The 15,470-nt window shown below is 67.6% G+C and carries 13 protein-coding genes; 1 reads left to right on the top strand and 12 read right to left on the bottom strand.

Features of this window, described 5'->3' with window-relative positions:
• Entirely contained in the window at positions 1-714 is a 714-nt protein-coding gene (gene pgl, locus ACW9UL_RS07360) for a 6-phosphogluconolactonase (protein ID WP_457789826.1), read from the bottom strand.
• Positions 701-2,170 (bottom strand): glucose-6-phosphate dehydrogenase, encoded by a 1,470-nt coding sequence (gene zwf, locus ACW9UL_RS07355; RefSeq protein WP_457789824.1) that lies wholly within the window; start codon positions 2,168-2,170, stop codon positions 701-703. Before zwf ends, pgl begins: the two co-directional genes overlap by 14 nt.
• A 182-nt stretch (positions 2,171-2,352) precedes the next feature.
• On the opposite strand from zwf, the gene ACW9UL_RS07350 reads away from it, so the two are divergent.
• A complete protein-coding gene (locus ACW9UL_RS07350) occupies positions 2,353-3,213 on the top strand; it encodes a MurR/RpiR family transcriptional regulator (RefSeq protein ID WP_296233618.1) in 861 nt (286 codons plus the stop codon).
• 43 nt (positions 3,214-3,256) lie between these two features.
• Here the strand turns inward: ACW9UL_RS07350 and gpmI are convergent, their stop codons facing one another.
• The 10 genes from gpmI to ACW9UL_RS07300 form a co-directional block, all read right to left on the bottom strand.
• Complete coding sequence (gpmI, locus tag ACW9UL_RS07345; protein ID WP_457789823.1) at positions 3,257-4,783, bottom strand: 2,3-bisphosphoglycerate-independent phosphoglycerate mutase; 1,527 nt, start codon at positions 4,781-4,783, stop codon at positions 3,257-3,259.
• Between the two features lie 9 nt (positions 4,784-4,792).
• Positions 4,793-6,418: an NADP-dependent glyceraldehyde-3-phosphate dehydrogenase gene (locus ACW9UL_RS07340; protein WP_457789821.1), complete on the bottom strand. Its 1,626-nt coding sequence runs from the start codon at positions 6,416-6,418 to the stop codon at positions 4,793-4,795.
• Entirely contained in the window at positions 6,415-7,722 is a 1,308-nt protein-coding gene (eno, locus tag ACW9UL_RS07335) for a phosphopyruvate hydratase (RefSeq protein WP_457789819.1), read from the bottom strand. The genes ACW9UL_RS07340 and eno overlap by 4 nt, the downstream gene beginning before the upstream one ends.
• Entirely contained in the window at positions 7,715-7,882 is a 168-nt protein-coding gene (locus ACW9UL_RS07330) for a hypothetical protein (RefSeq protein WP_177432040.1), read from the bottom strand. Before ACW9UL_RS07330 ends, eno begins: the two co-directional genes overlap by 8 nt.
• Before the next feature lie 8 nt (positions 7,883-7,890).
• On the bottom strand, positions 7,891-9,339 hold the full coding sequence (pyk, locus tag ACW9UL_RS07325) for a pyruvate kinase (RefSeq protein WP_296233531.1): 1,449 nt from the start codon (positions 9,337-9,339) through the stop codon (positions 7,891-7,893).
• A gap of 793 nt (positions 9,340-10,132) precedes the next feature.
• Entirely contained in the window at positions 10,133-11,017 is an 885-nt protein-coding gene (locus tag ACW9UL_RS07320) for a D-hexose-6-phosphate mutarotase (protein WP_457789816.1), read from the bottom strand.
• Complete coding sequence (locus tag ACW9UL_RS07315; protein WP_457789814.1) at positions 11,011-12,261, bottom strand: maltoporin; 1,251 nt, start codon at positions 12,259-12,261, stop codon at positions 11,011-11,013. The genes ACW9UL_RS07320 and ACW9UL_RS07315 overlap by 7 nt, the downstream gene beginning before the upstream one ends.
• Positions 12,262-12,382: 121 nt before the next feature.
• Positions 12,383-13,528 (bottom strand): ABC transporter ATP-binding protein, encoded by a 1,146-nt coding sequence (locus ACW9UL_RS07310; protein WP_457789813.1) that lies wholly within the window; start codon positions 13,526-13,528, stop codon positions 12,383-12,385.
• 10 nt (positions 13,529-13,538) lie between these two features.
• On the bottom strand, positions 13,539-14,408 hold the full coding sequence (locus ACW9UL_RS07305) for a carbohydrate ABC transporter permease (protein ID WP_457789811.1): 870 nt from the start codon (positions 14,406-14,408) through the stop codon (positions 13,539-13,541).
• A complete protein-coding gene (locus ACW9UL_RS07300; protein ID WP_457789809.1) occupies positions 14,401-15,309 on the bottom strand; it encodes a carbohydrate ABC transporter permease in 909 nt (302 codons plus the stop codon). The genes ACW9UL_RS07305 and ACW9UL_RS07300 overlap by 8 nt, the downstream gene beginning before the upstream one ends.
• Positions 15,310-15,470: the final 161 nt, after the last annotated feature.

Here is a 15,470-nt window from a genome sequence, read left to right as displayed (position 1 = left end):
TCAGGGGCACCAATAGATTTCGAGAGGGGAATGCAGGAAGGCGCGGATCGGCATGCTCGCCACCTCGCCGGGCGCCAGCGCCTCGGCCAGGGTGGCCAGCTTGGCCTGGCCCTGGATCGCCAGCAGCGGCAGGCGCGCACCGGCCAGCAGCGGCAGGGTCAGGGTCAGGCGCTGCGCCGGCTGGCTCGGCGCCTGCATCGGCAGCACCCGGCGCGGGCAGTCGGCGCGCAGCGCCTGGTCGAGATTGGGACTGTCCGGGAACAGCGAGGCGGTGTGGCCGTCGTCGCCCATGCCCAGTACCAGCACGTCGATCGGCGGCAATTCGGCAAAGGCCGCATCGGCCAGCTCCGCCGCCTGCTCCAGGCTGCCGGCAACCCGGTACAGGCCGAGGAACTTCGCCTCGGAGGCCGCGCCACGCAGCAGATGACGACGCACCAGCGCCTCGTTGCTGCTGGCGTGGTTGACCGGCACCCAGCGCTCGTCGGCCAGGCTCACCAGCACCTGCGCCCAGGGCAGCGCCTGCTGCGCCAGGGCCTCGAAGAAGGCCACCGGGCTGCGCCCGCCGGACACCACCAGGGTGGCGCTGCCGCGGCTGTCGATGGCCTGGCGCAGGGCGTCGGCCACGCGCAGGGCCAGGGCATCGGCATGCGCCTCTGCGCTGACATCGCTACGGGCAACCACACCCGTGGGCAGTTCAAGGTCAGAGATCGCCATACCAGCTCCTCCCGTCACGAGTGATCAGTGCCACCGAGGCCATCGGGCCCCAGCTACCGGCGGTATAGGGTTTCGGCGCCTCGCCGAGCTGCTTCCAGCCGGCGATCAGCTGGTCGCACCACTGCCAGGCGTATTCGATTTCGTCCTTGCGCACGAACAGGTTCTGGCTGCCGCGCATCACTTCCAGCAGCAGACGTTCGTAGGCATCGGGAATCCGCGCGCTGCGGTAGGTATCGGAGAAGCTCAGCTGCAGCGGGCCGCTGCGCAGCTGCATGCCCTTATCCAGGCCCTGATCCTTGGTCAGCACCTGCAGGGCGATGCCCTCGTCCGGCTGCAGGCGGATGATCAGCTTGTTGCCGATCAGCTGGCGCTGCTCAGGGGCGAAGATGTAGTGCGGCGGCGCCTTGAAGTGGATGACGATCTGCGACAGCTTCTGCGGCATGCGCTTGCCGGTGCGCAGGTAGAAGGGCACGCCGGCCCAGCGCCAGTTGCGGATGTCGGCACGCAGGGCGACGAAGGTTTCGGTGTCGCTCTGGGTATTGGAGTTCTCTTCCTCCAGATAGCCCGGTACCGGCCGTCCATCGCTGCTGCCAGCGACGTACTGGCCACGCACCACGCGCTGGCCGAGCTGCTCGACGCTGATCGGCTCCAGCGCCTTGAGCACCTTGACCTTCTCATCGCGAATGCTGTCGGCGGACAGGTCGCTGGGCGGGTCCATGGCGATCAGGCAAAGCAGCTGCAGCAGGTGGTTCTGGATCATGTCGCGCAGTTGCCCGGCCTGATCGAAGTAGCCCCAGCGGCCCTCGATACCGACCTTCTCGGCCACGGTGATTTCCACGTGGGAGATGTGGTTCTGGTTCCACTGGGTTTCGAACAGGCTGTTGGCAAAACGCAGGGCAATCAGGTTCTGCACCGTCTCCTTGCCCAAGTAATGGTCGATGCGATAGACGCGGTTCTCCGGGAACACCCGCGCCACCGCGTCGTTGACCGCACGCGAGGATGCCAGGTCGTGGCCGATCGGTTTCTCCAGCACCACCCGCGTGCCCTCGGCCAGCCCGACGGCGGCCAGGTTGGCGCAGATGCCGCCATACACCGATGCCGGGGTGGCGAAGTAGGCGACCAGCTGGTCCTGTGCGCCGGCCAGCTCGGCCAGGGCCAGGTAGTCCTCGGCCTGAAGAAAATCCATGGTCAGGTAGTGCAGGCGCGCCTGGAAACGCGCCAGCGCGCCCTCCTCCAGCTCCTTGGCCGGCACGTGCAGGCGCAGCGCCTGGTCGATGGCGGCCAGGTGGCGCTGCGGCTCACCGGCTTCGCGGGCCAGGGCGAGGATGCGGGTGTCGTCGTGCAGCAAACCGGCGCGATCGAGCTGGTAAAGCGCAGGAAACAGCTTGCGCAGAGCCAGATCGCCGAGGGCGCCGAACAGGGCAAAGGTGCAGGATTCAAGCTTTATCGCGGCCATGATGTTCGTTCTTTTATCAAGATGCACTAGAAATACCGGGTAGCAGCGGTTTTATCAAGAGCAAATGTTGTAATAACAACAACATTTTTCCAAAACCTACGCAGAGGTGGTGACGAGCGGGTGTCACCAGTAGGATAGGCCAGCCTTCTTTACCGCCCATCTGAGGACTTCCCATGGACCGCGTGCGCAATCTGCTGGAACAGATCCAGAGCCGCCTCGACGACCTGAACAAGGCCGAGCGCAAGGTCGCCGAGGTGATCCTGCACGATCCGCAGCAGGCCACCCGCTTCAGCATCGCGGCACTGGCCCAGGCCGCCGGGGTCAGCGAGCCGACGGTCAACCGCTTCTGCCGCTCGTTCGGCGCCAACGGCTACCCCGAGCTGAAGATGCAGCTGGCGCAGAGCCTGGCCAGCGGCGCCGCCTACGTCAGCCGCGCGGTGGCCGCCGACGACGGCCCCGAGGCCTACACGCGGAAGATCTTCGGCAGCACCATCGCCTCGCTAGATACCGCCTGCCAGAGCCTCGATGCGCAGCTGGTCAGCCGCGCCGTCGACCTGTTGATCCAGGCGCGGCAGATCCACTTCTTCGGCCTCGGCGCCTCGGCCTCGGTGGCGCTGGACGCGCAGCACAAGTTCTTCCGCTTCAACCTGGCGGTGTCGGCGCATTCCGACGTGCTGATGCAGCGCATGATCGCCTCGGTGGCGCACACCGGCGATCTGTTCGTGATCATTTCCTACACCGGGCGCACCCGCGAACTGGTGGAGGTGGCACGCCTGGCGCGGGAGAACGGCGCCTCGGTGCTCGGCCTGACCGCCGCCGGCTCGCCGCTGGCCAAGGCCAGCACCCTGAGCCTGGACATTCCGCTGCCGGAGGACACCGACATCTACATGCCGATGACCTCGCGCATCATTCAGCTCACCGTGCTCGACGTGCTCGCCACCGGGGTGACCCTGCGCCGCGGCGTGGATTTCCAGCCACACCTGCGCAAGATCAAGGAAAGCCTGACCGCCAGCCGCTACCCGGCGGACGAGGAGCCGATCTAGGGCGATCATCCGCCTTTCGGCGGCAGGCACGCCCCAGCGACCATCAATCCTTCAGCAACAGCGACCGCCCTTCCATTTCCGCCGGCAGCGCCAACCCCATCAAGTCCAGCAGGGTCGGCGCGATGTCGCACAGCCGGCCATCCCCGAGGGCGAACTGCCCGGCCCGTCCGCTGACCAGGATCAGCGGCACCGGATTGAGGGTATGCGCGGTATGCGCCTGACCCGACTCGGCGTCGCACATCTGCTCGACGTTGCCGTGATCGGCGGTGATCAGGCACTCGCCACCGGCTGCCAGGGTCGCCTCGACCACCTCGCCCAGGCAGGCGTCCAGCGCCTCCACGGCGCGCACCGCCGCATCGAAGCTACCGGTATGGCCGACCATGTCGCCGTTGGCGTAGTTGCATACGATCAGATCGAAGCGCCGATCCCGGATCACCTCGACCAGGCGCGCGGTCAACTCGGGCGCGCTCATCTGCGGCCGCAGGTCGTAGGAGGCGACGTCCGGCGACGGGATCAGGATGCGCTCCTCACCGGCGAATGGCTGCTCGCGCCCGCCGTTGAAGAAGAAGGTGACGTGGGCGTATTTCTCCGTCTCGGCGATGCGCAGCTGGGTCTTGCCGAGCCCGGCCAGGTATTCGCCCAGACTGTTACGCAGGCTTTGCGGCGGGAAGGCGCAGGGCCCGTCCAGCTGCTGCGAATAGCGGGTCAGGGTCAGCAGCCGGCGCTTGTCGACCAGGCGCGCGCGGGCGAAGCCGTCGAAGGCCGGATCGACCAGCGCCTGGCACAGCTGCCGCGCCCGGTCGGGCCGGAAATTCATGAAGATCAGCGCATCCTCCTCCGCCAGCGCGACCGCCTCGCCGATGCCGGTAGCCTGGACGAACTCGTCCGACTCACCGCGGCCATAGGCCTGCTGCAGCCCGGCCTCGGCCGTGGCCGCCCGGAACTCGCCGCGCCCCTCGACGATCAGCCGGTGGGCCGCCGCGATCCGCTCCCAGCGATTGTCGCGATCCATCGCGTAGTAACGACCGATCAACGAGGCGATGCGCCCCTTGCCCAGCGCATCCAGCTCGGCCTGCAGCTGCGCGATGAAGGGCCCGGCGCTCTGCGGCGGGGTGTCGCGGCCATCGAGGAAGGCATGCACGTAGAAGCGCTCGATGCCGCGCTCGGCCAGCACCCGGCAAGCGGCGATGATCTGCTCGGCGTGGCTGTGCACCCCGCCCGGCGACAGCAGGCCGAGCAGGTGCACCGCACCACCGCGGCGCCGCGCGCCGTCGAGCAGCTCGACCAGCGCCGGATTGGCGGCGAACTCGCCATCGGCGATGGCCCGGTTGATCCGCGTGAGGCTCTGGTACACCACGCGCCCGGCGCCGAGGTTCATATGGCCGACCTCGGAATTGCCCATCTGCCCCTCGGGCAGACCGACCGCCAGGCCCGAGGTGGCGATGCGGCCGTGCGGATAGTGAGCGAACAGTGCGTCCAGGGTCGGCGTACGCGCCGCGGCCAGGGCATTGCCCTCGACCTCCCGGCGCAGGCCGATGCCGTCGAGAATGATCAGGGTTCGGGTGGTCATCGGCGCCTCTCAGAAGATGTAATCGGTGGTCAGGAAGCTCGATTCGCGGTTGCGGATGATCTCGCTGACCAGCGCCTTGTTGCCGTCCTGGAACTTGGTCGCCACCAGGGTACGGATGGAGAACACGCGCAGCGCGTCGTGCACCGACAGGGTGCCTTCGGCCGAGTTCTTGCGACCGTTGAACGGGAAGCTGTCCGGGCCGCGCTGGCACTGGGCGTTGATATTGATCCGGCCGACCTGGTTGGCGAAGGCATCGACCAGCCGGCCGACCTGGGCCGAGTCGCTGCCGAAGATGCTCAGCTGCTGGCCGTAGTCGGAGTCGAGCACGTAGTCGATCACCGTCTGCAGGTCGCGGTAGGGCACCACCGGCACCAGCGGGCCGAACTGCTCCTCCTGATAGATGCGCATGGCCGGACTCACCGGGTAGAGCACGGCCGGGTAGAAGAACGACTGGCGCGACTCGCCGCCGTAGGCATTGACCACCCGCGCACCCTTGGCCACGGCATCGGCCAGCAGGGTCTGCAGGTAATCGCATTTGCCCGGCTCGGGCAGCGGCGTCAGGGCGACCCCGGGTTCCCAGGGCATGCCCGGCTTGAGCGCGGCCAGCCCGGCGCTGAACTTGTCGAGAAAGCTGTCGACCACATCCTCATGCACGAAGAGGATCTTCAACGCCGTGCAGCGCTGCCCATTGAACGACAGCGCCCCGGTCAGCGCCTCGCTCACGGCGTTATCCAGGTCGACCTCGGGCAGCACGATGCCCGGATTCTTCGCGTCCAGGCCCAGCGCCGCGCGCAGGCGGTGCGGGCGCGGGTGCAGCTTCTTCAGGTCGCTGGCGCCCTTGTGCGTACCGATGAAGGCGAACACGTCGACCTTGCCGCTGGCCATCAGCGCGCTGACGGTCTCGCGGCCGCTGCCGTAGATGACGTTGATCACCCCGGCCGGGAAGCTGTCGCGGAACGCCTCGAGCAGCGGGCGGATCAGCAGCACGCCGAACTTGGCCGGCTTGAACACCACGGTGTTGCCCATGATCAGTGCCGGGATCAGGGTGGTGAAGGTCTCGTTCAGCGGGTAGTTGTAGGGCCCCATGCACAGGGTCACGCCCAGCGGCACCCGGCGGATCTGGCCGAGCGTGTCCTGCTCCAGCTCGAAGCGGCTGGAGCGACGGTCCAGCGCCTTGAGCGCCTCGATGGTGTCGACGATGTAGTCGCAGGTGCGGTCGAACTCCTTCTGCGAGTCCTTGAGGTTCTTGCCGATTTCCCACATCAGCAGCTTGACCACCGCCTCGCGCTGCTCGCGCATGCGCGCCAGGAACGCCTCGACGTGCTGGATGCGCTCGGCCACGCGCAGGTTGGGCCAGGCACCCTGACCGTTGGCGTAGGCACGCACCGCGGCGTCCAGGGCGGCCAGCGCCGCCTCGGCGTCGAGCCGCGGCGTGCTGCCGAGGATCACCTGCTCGTCGCCCTGTGCGGTGGCCAGGAACACCGGGCTGCGCACCGGTGCCAGCGACCCCTCCCAGGTGCGCAGCTGGCCATCGACCAGGTAGTCGCGCTGCTCGATGGGCGCGCCGGGGCGGTATTGCTCGGGGATCTCGGCCAGGGCCGGAAACAGGCGATCGAGACGGTTGGCAGCGCTCATGGCGTCAGCTCCTCTGGGGGGAAGATCGAAGCGCCGCAATAGGCGGCACGGCCTTGCAGCGCCTGCTCGATGCGCAGCAGCTGGTTGTATTTGCCGACCCGGTCGGTACGACACAGCGAACCGGTCTTGATCTGCCCGGCGCAGGTGGCCACCGCCAGGTCGGCGATGGTGGTGTCCTCGGTCTCGCCGGAGCGGTGCGAGATCACCGCGGTGTACCCGGCATCCTGGGCCATGCGGATGGCATCGAGGGTCTCGCTGAGACTGCCGATCTGGTTGAACTTGATCAGGATCGAGTTGCCGATGCCGCGATCGATGCCCTCCTTGAGAATCCGGCTGTTGGTGACGAACAGGTCGTCGCCGACCAGTTGCACGCGTTTGCCCAGCCTCTCGGTCAGGTAGGCCCAGCCATCCCAATCGCTCTCGTCCATGCCGTCCTCGATCGAGGCGATCGGGTAGCGCTGGCACAGCCCGGCCAGGTAGTCGGCGAAGCCGGCGGAGTCGAAGCTCTTGCCCTCGCCGGCCAGCACGTAGCGACCGTCGCGGTAGAACTCCGAGGCGGCGCAGTCCAGCGCCAGACTGATGTCCTTGCCCAGTTCATAGCCGGCGCGGCGCACCGCCTCGGCGATCACCACCAGCGCCTCCTCGTTGGACGCCAGCGAGGGCGCGAAGCCGCCTTCGTCGCCCACCGCGGTGCTCAGGCCGCGCTCGCCGAGCACCTGCTTGAGCGTATGGAAGACCTCCGCCCCCATGCGCAGCGCCTCGGCGAAGGAGCCGGCGCCGATCGGCTGGATCATGAACTCCTGGATGTCGACGTTGTTGTCGGCATGCTCGCCGCCATTGATGATGTTCATCATCGGCACCGGCAGGCTGAACCGCCCCGGCTGGCCGTACAGCGCCGCCAGGTGCTCGTACAGCGACATGCCGAGCGCCGCGGCAGCGGCCTTGGCAGCGGCCAGCGACACCGCGAGGATGGCATTGGCGCCCAGCGCGCTTTTGCTCTCGCTGCCGTCCAGGGCGATCATCGCCGCGTCCAGCTCGCGCTGGTTCAGCGCATCCAGGCCGAGCACGCGCTCGCGGATCGCGCCGTCGACGTTGGCCACCGCGCGCTGCACGCCCTTGCCCAGGTAGCGCGCGCCGCCGTCGCGCAGCTCCAGCGCCTCGCGACTGCCAGTGGAGGCACCGGACGGCACGCTGGCGATGCCGACCGCGCCGCCGGCCAGGGTCACCACGGCTTCGACGGTCGGATTGCCGCGCGAGTCGAGGATCTCGCGAGCGGTCACTTGCTGGATGCGGGTGTCAGTCATTGCCTTCGCTCTCCGGGGAAAGGGTTGCAGGGGTTGGCTCGACGGGCGCAGCGGCGAGCAGCTCGCGCTGCTCGGCATAGGCTTCGCGAAAATCGAAGTCGCGCGGCCACTCGAATTCGCCGGCGGGCACAGGGCCACCGGACTGAAGGGGCGTATTCATGGGAACTCCTAGCAAACGTCGTCGCCGACGCGGATCACCCGCAGGCAGTTGGTGCCACCCTGGGCATTGGCATGGTCGCCGCGCGAAATCAGCACATGATCGCCGTCGGCCACCACGCCGCGGCGCAGCAGCTCGTCGACCGCGCGGGCGTTGATCTCGGCCAGCGGCAGGCGCTCGCTGTCGAACGGGATGGTCTGCACCCCGCGGAACAAGGCGACCCGGTTCTGGGTGCGCGGATTGCGCGAGAAGGCGTAGATCGGCAGGTGCGAGCGGATCCGCGACATCAGCCGCGGCGTGTCGCCGCTCTCGGTCATGCAGATGATCGCCTTGACCCCGTGCAGGTGGTTGGCCGCGTACATGGCCGCCATGGCGATCGACTCGTCGATCTTGTGGAAGACCTCATCCATGCGATGGCGCGAGCGATGCGCCAGCGGGTGCCGCTCCGCCCCGACTATGACCCGGCGCATGGCCTCGACCGTCTCGATCGGATAGGCACCGGCCGCGGTCTCGGCCGAGAGCATTACCGCATCGGTGCCGTCGAGCACGGCGTTGGCGACGTCGAACACCTCGGCACGGGTCGGCAGCGGCTGGCTGATCATCGACTCCATCATCTGCGTCGCAGTGATCACCACCCGATTGAGGCTGCGGGCGCGCTCGATGATCAGCTTCTGCACCGCTACCAGCTCGGCATCGCCGATCTCCACGCCGAGGTCGCCGCGCGCCACCATCACCCCGTCGGAGGCTTCGATGATCGCATCCAGCACCTGCAGCTCGGCGACCGTCTCGGCGCGTTCGATCTTGGCGATCATCCCGGCCTCGCCGCCCGCCTCGCGCAGCAGCCGGCGCGCCAGCTGGATATCGGCGGCGTCTCGCGGGAAGGACACCGCCAGGTAGTCGACCTGCATCTCGGCGGCGGTGAGGATGTCCTCGCGGTCCTTGTCGGTCAGTGCCGCCGCCGACAGACCGCCGCCCTTGCGGTTGATGCCCTTGTTGTTCGACAGCGGCCCGCCGACCAGCACCTCGCAGAGCAGCCGGCTGGCCTCGACGCGCTTGACCTCCAGCTCGATGCGGCCGTCGTCCAGCAGCAGGATGTCGCCGGGGCGGCTGTCGCCGATCAGCGCCTCGTAGTCGATCCCCACCGCCTGCTCGTCGCCGGACTGCTTGTCCAGTGCTGCATCGAGGGCGAAGACCTGGCCCTTGGACAACCGCACCTTGCCGGCGGCAAAGCGGGCGATGCGGATCTTCGGCCCTTGCAGATCGCCCAGCACGGCGACGAAGCGCCCGTGCTTGCGCGCCATCTCGCGCACCAGGGCGGCCCGGGCGATGTGCTCGGCGGCGCTACCGTGGGAGAAGTTCAGGCGCACCACGTCGACACCGGCCAGCACCAGCCCCTCGATCGCCTCGGGGCTCTCGGTGGCCGGGCCCAGGGTGGCCACTATTTTCGTTCTTCGTTGCACAGTTCAACCCTCATAAAGACCTGCTTGCATACAGGACAGGGACCGGAATCGGCCTAGGCACAAGCCGTTCGCGCGGCAGCCGACACAAGTGCCCGCCAGCCCCGCATGACCACCACCCGCCGAGCCCGCGCGCCACCCGCCAGATCGAACCCCAGGCAAGCTGCAGCGGACAGAAAAGTGGTTAACTTAAGAATATTTTCAATTGATACTCCTAAAATTCAGAGCAATCAAGAAAAAATGTAGTAATAAAAACAACATAAACATCCACTCGCCCCCATCGTCGGCGGCACCGGCAAAGGGTGAAATGGCGGCGCCCCAGCGCGCGCTGCGCGAGCGCGACGCTGCCATGACCTCAGTCGCGCCTTTGCCGGCAACCCGCGAACGGCAGATCACAGGCGCCGTCAGCCGGTAGCGGGCGTCCTCTGGGGGGCGCTATCGACCCGAGCGTCGGGGGGCGCGAAGAGCCGGCGGCGCTGCGGTCGTCAGACGCCTTGCCGCGAACGAACCAGCGACGCGACACGCACAATGTGCCGCTCACGGTGGGACCGCCGGGCGGCACCCGCCTGCGCCAGTTCAAGGAAAGCCTGACCGCCAGCCGCTATCCGGCGGATGAGGAGCCGATCCAACGATTCGGCAGTGATGGGCCGGTGCGCATGACGCACCGGTTCGCGGCGCCGCGCCGATAATCGAGTGCCTGGTGCGCACACCCCAGGCGGCCCCGCGACACCTATACGAGCTTCGGCGATAAACCTTTTGCATACGCGCGCACCGCCGCTAGCCAGCTAGGCGGTCGCTAGCCGGCCAACCCCGCGCGCAAGCTCAACACTCCCTCCTCCCCCGGCCGCAGGCAGAGGCTGTCTGGCCCGCAGCTGGCGGCCTCGACGCAGAGAAAGCCCAGGCTCTCGTTCCAGCCGACATCGGTCAGCGGGCGACTGCCCGGGTGCCAGACCACGCTGTTGGCGCCGCCGCGGGTGTCGATGGCCAGGCGCCGCTGCCAGGGCAGATCCTGCAGCTGCAGCACGCCGGTGTGGCGGAAGATGCGGTGGCAGCCGTCCTCGATGCGCAGCTCGCCGTGCTGGCGGCAGTCGGCGCGCGCCAGCAGGTCATGGCCGCTGGCGCCATCCAGGCCGAGCAGCGTCACCCGCGAGACGTCGCTGATGCGCCAGTAGGCATGCAGCGCATGGCTGAGCCGGCACGGCTCGCTGTCCTGATGGCGGGTCACCAGGCGCAGCGCCAGGGTCTCGCCCAGCTCGGCCTCGAGACGCAGCGTCCAGTCGCACAGCTCGAGCTGCCAGAGCAGGCGCACGCCCTGCTCGCTCCAGTCGCAGGCCTGCAGCTGCCAGTCCTCGCTCAACCGGGCCCAGCCATGCGACGGCCAGCCGCTCTCGCTGGGATGGCGACCGAACCAGGGCCAGCAGATCGGCACGCCGCCGCGAATCGCCGCACCCTGCGGCCAGTGCCCGGCGCACCACAGCCAGGGCCGCTGAGCGCGCGGCTGGAAATGCAGCAGCTGCGCGCCCTGACGGCTGAACGCCGCCTGGAACAGGCGGTGTTCCAGCAACAGCAGCTCGCGCCCCTGGCGCACCGTCCAGCGCTGACGCGCCTGGCCGGGCTCGGCGAACAGCCCGGCCAGGGGATGCAGTTCGGCGGCCCCGAGCGGGCGCGAGGCGCTTACCACCAGTGCTCTACCTGCACGCCGAAGTTGTAGCCATGGCGCGCGGTGTCGAAGGCGCCGCTGTCGGACAGCGCCGAGCCGGCCGCCAACTGGCTGGCCGCCTGCTGCGCCGCGCGGTTCCAGCTGGCGTAGGTGTAGTACAGGCGAAACTCCGGGCGCGCCCAGAAACCGGGGCCGGCCGGCGACCAGGTGGGGGCGATGGTGAACTTGGTCAGCTTGCGCGTGCCATCTGTGGCATCGACCTGATCGTGGCCCAGCTCACCGACCAGCTTGAACTGCTCGGTGAAGGCGTAGCTGGTGCGCCCGCCCACCGACAGCCAGTCCTGGTCGTCGCCGTCGGGCCGGGTGTCCTTCTGGTAGACGAACTGCACCTGGCCGCCGAGACGCGGCGTGGACTGCCAGTCGAAGAACTCCACCAGGCGCCAGCTCTTGTTGTCGCGATCCAGGGTGACGTCGCCGGTATAGCCCAGGCCGGTGCCGGGGCCGCGGCCGTACTGCAGGGCGAAGGTGTTGGTGCCGCCGAGGAAATCGCTCTGCTTGTGCTGCGCGGTGACCGCCCAGCCGCTGTTGGCGCCGGTGCTGTCGGGCTTGTCGATATAGCTGACGCCGAACTCCAGTTCGCCGCCCGGGTTGACCTTGAAGCCGCCGACGTTGAAGTCGTGGCGGTTGATGTAGGGCTCCTGAAAATAGCTGTCCTTGCGCGAGAAGGCGTAGCTGTACTTCAGCCCGCCGTACTCGAAGTCCTCGATGCCGGCGCCGGTGGCGCTCTGGTTCCAGTAGTAGAAGTCGCTGATATGGATGTCGTTACGCTTGTAGAAGCGGCGTCCGGCCCACAGCGAACCGCCGTTCAGCGCCGGCACCTTGCTCCATTCGGCGTACATCTGGTTCATCCGCGCGAAGCCATGCTCGCCGGTGAACTCCGGGGTGTGGCCGTACTGGTTGTACAGCTGGGCCATGCCCTCGACGCTCAGCACCGAGCCGTCGTCGAGGGTCAGCAGGTCCTGGCGCAGGTCCAGCTCGATGTACTGCTCGCACTCGTTGCCGAGGCGGTACTTGGACTGCGCGCCGGGCAGCTGGAAGCAGGACTGGGTGCCGCCGTTCTCCGAGCCGCCGGCGCCGCTGCGCATATAGCCGCTGAACTCCAGGGCCTGCACCTGTGGCGCGGCCAATGCCAAGGCCAGTAGAAAGGGTGTCGCGGGGCCGCCCAGGCCGAGCGAGTGGAAGGCAGCTTGCTGTGTGGTCTTCATCGTTGCTCCTGATTGTTTTTATTTTTTACGGATGCTGCGGAATAGCCGCCGCAGCGTCGGCTTTTTCCATTGCCTGGGTGCGCACCCTACGGGATAAGGCGCGCCGATACCGCGGCGTGGCTCAACCTCTCTTCAACTGCGCCACCTTGCCCTCAGCGGCCTGACGCTTTCCCGGACGCAGGCGCTCGCCGCTGCCGGCGTCGAACAGCAGCACGCGGGCCGGATCGAACTGCAGATCGAGGCTGGCGCCGGCCTGCGGCGCGGCGTCCGGCGCCAGGCGGCAACACACCTTGGTCTGGTTGAGGCTGACGAATACCAGGGTGTCCGGGCCGGTCGGCTCGACCACCTCGACCTCGGCGCGCAGGCTCGGCAGCGTCGAGCCGGCGCCGGCCAGCTGGATCTGCTCGGGGCGCACGCCGAGGATCAGCTCGCGCCCTTCCAGCTCCGCCGCCGCGCCCAGGGCCAGCTCGCAGCGCGCCTGCCCGGATTCAAGCACGGCGAAACACTGGCCGTCGCGCAGCTGCAGGCGCAGCGGGATGAAGTTCATCGGCGGCGAACCGATGAAACTGGCGACGAACTGGTTGGCCGGGTCGTTGTAGATCTCCTGCGGGGTGCCGAACTGCTGGATGATGCCGTCCTTCATCACCGCCACCTTGTCGCCCAGGGTCATGGCTTCGATCTGGTCGTGGGTGACGTACACCGTGGTGGTCTTCAGGCGCTGGTGCATCAGCTTGATCTCGGTGCGCATCTCCACCCGCAGCTTGGCGTCGAGGTTCGACAGCGGTTCGTCGAACAGGTAGATCTTCGGCCGCCGCGCCAGCGCCCGGCCCATGGCCACGCGCTGCTGCTGGCCGCCGGAGAGCTGGCCGGGCTTGCGGCCCAGCAGATGCTCGATCTGCAGCAGCTTGGCCACGCGCGCCACCTCGGCGTCGATCTCGGCCGGCGGCAGCTTGCGAATCTTCAGGCCGAAGGCGATGTTGTCCTTCACCGTCATGGTCGGGTACAGCGCGTAGGACTGGAACACCATGGCGATGTCGCGATCCTTCGGGCTCATGCCGCTGATGTCGGCGCCGTCCACCAGGATCGCCCCGCCGCTGATGTTCTCCAGGCCGGCGATGCAGTTCATCAGGGTGGATTTGCCGCAGCCGGAGGGGCCGACCAGGATCAGGAACTCGCCGGAGTCGATGGCCAGTTCGATGTTCTTCAGGGTGTCCGCCAGGCCGCTGCCGTAGGACTTGTTGACGTTGCGCAGTTCGAGGGTAGCCATGGTTATTACCTCAACCTTTGACGGCGCCGGCCGTCAGGCCGCGCAGGAAGTACTTACCGGCCAGGATGTAGACCAGCAGGGTGGGCAGCCCGGCGATCATCGCCGCGGCCATGTCGACGTTGTATTCCTTGGCCCCGGTGCTGGTGTTGACCAGGTTGTTCAGCGCCACGGTGATCGGCTGGGTGTCGCCGCTGGCGAACACCACACCGAACAGGAAGTCGTTCCAGATCTGGGTGAACTGCCAGATCAGGCAGACCATGATGGTCGGCACCGACATCGGCAGCAGGATGCGCGCGAAGATGGTGAAGAACCCCGCGCCGTCGAGGCGCGCGGCGCGCACCAGCGCCTCGGGAATGCTCACGTAGAAGTTGCGGAAGAACAGCGTGGTGAAGGCCAGGCCGTAGACCACGTGCACCAGCACCAGGCCTTCGGTGGTGTTGGCCAGGCCGAGCTGGCCGAGGGTGAAGGACGCCGGCAGCAGGATCACCTGGAACGGCAGGAAGCAGCCGAACAGCAGCAGGCCGAAGAACAGCTGCGAGCCGCGAAAGCGCCACATGGCCAGCACGTAGCCGTTCAGCGCGCCGAGCAGGGTGGAGATCAGCACCGCCGGGATGGTGATCTTCACCGAGTTCCAGAAGTAGCCGCCGACGCCGTCCCAGGCCTTGACCCAGCCGATCAGGGTGAACACGTCCGGAATCGACAGCAGGTTGCCGCTGCGGATGTCGTCCGGGGTCTTGAAGCTGGTCAGCAGCATCACCAGCAGCGGCACCAGGTATACCGCGCAGGCCAGGATCAGGGTGGCGTGGATGGCCAGGCGGCTTAAGCTCACAGCCCTTATCCGGCGCGGCGCGACTTGCGTGTTAATGGCATGACTAGTCATGGCGTTTGCCTCGCAGTTCGGAATACAGGTAGGGCACCAGGATCGCCAGCACCGCGCCGAGCATCAGCATCGCGCTGGCGGCACCGAGGCCCATCTGGCCGCGGGTGAAGGTGTGGGCATACATGAACATCGCCGGCAGGTCGGAGGCGTAGCCGGGGCCACCGGCGGTCATCGAGGCGACCAGGTCGAAGCTCTTGATGGCGATATGGGCGAGGATCATCAGCGCGCTGAAGAACACCGGGCCCAGGCTCGGCAGCACGATGCGCAGGTAGATGCTCGGCAGGCTGGCGCCATCGACCTGGGCGGCGCGGATGATCGACTGATCCACCCCACGCAACCCGGCGAGAAACAGCGCCATGACGAAGCCCGAGGACTGCCACACGGCAGCCATCACCAGGCAGTAGACGACGCGATCCGGGTCCACCAGCCAGTCGAAGCGAAAGCCTTCCCAGCCCCAGTCGCGCAACAGTTTGTCCAGGCCCAGGCCGGGGTTGAGCAGCCACTTCCAGGCGGTGCCGGTGACGATCATCGACAGCGCCATGGGGTAGAGAAAGATGGTGCGGATAAAGCCTTCGCGGCGGATGCGCTGATCCAGCAGCACCGCCAGCAGCACGCCGATGGCCAGGCTGATGGCGATGAACAGACCGCCGAACAGCAGCAGGTTCTGGCTCGCCACCCACCAGCGGTCGTTGTCCCACAACCGCGCGTATTGCTGCAGCCCGACGAAGTTGTAGCTGGGCATGAAGCGCGAGTTGGTGAACGACAGCAGGAAGGTCCAGCCGATATAGCCGTAGAAGCCCACCAGCACGATGAGCATGCTCGGCGCCAGCACCAGCTTGGGCAGCCAGCGCTGCAGGGCATCCAGCGGTGAGGCTTTGGCGAAGACTGCGTTTGAACTCATGGGTCACTCCGTTGTTGCAGGTTGCGCGGTCGGCCCCATTGCCCCTGAGAGAGGGAAACGCGGCGCGGCCGATCCCGTGGCGCAGGCCTGAGGGCATGCGCCTGGGATCACAGGCTTGAAACCGGCGGGTTACACCCGCCCTGGGGGAAGGGCCGCCCAGG

This window comes from Pseudomonas sp. PL-6 (assembly GCF_054110165.1).
Note: the sequence above shows the minus strand (reverse complement) of the source record. Positions and strands in the feature narration are given on the sequence as shown.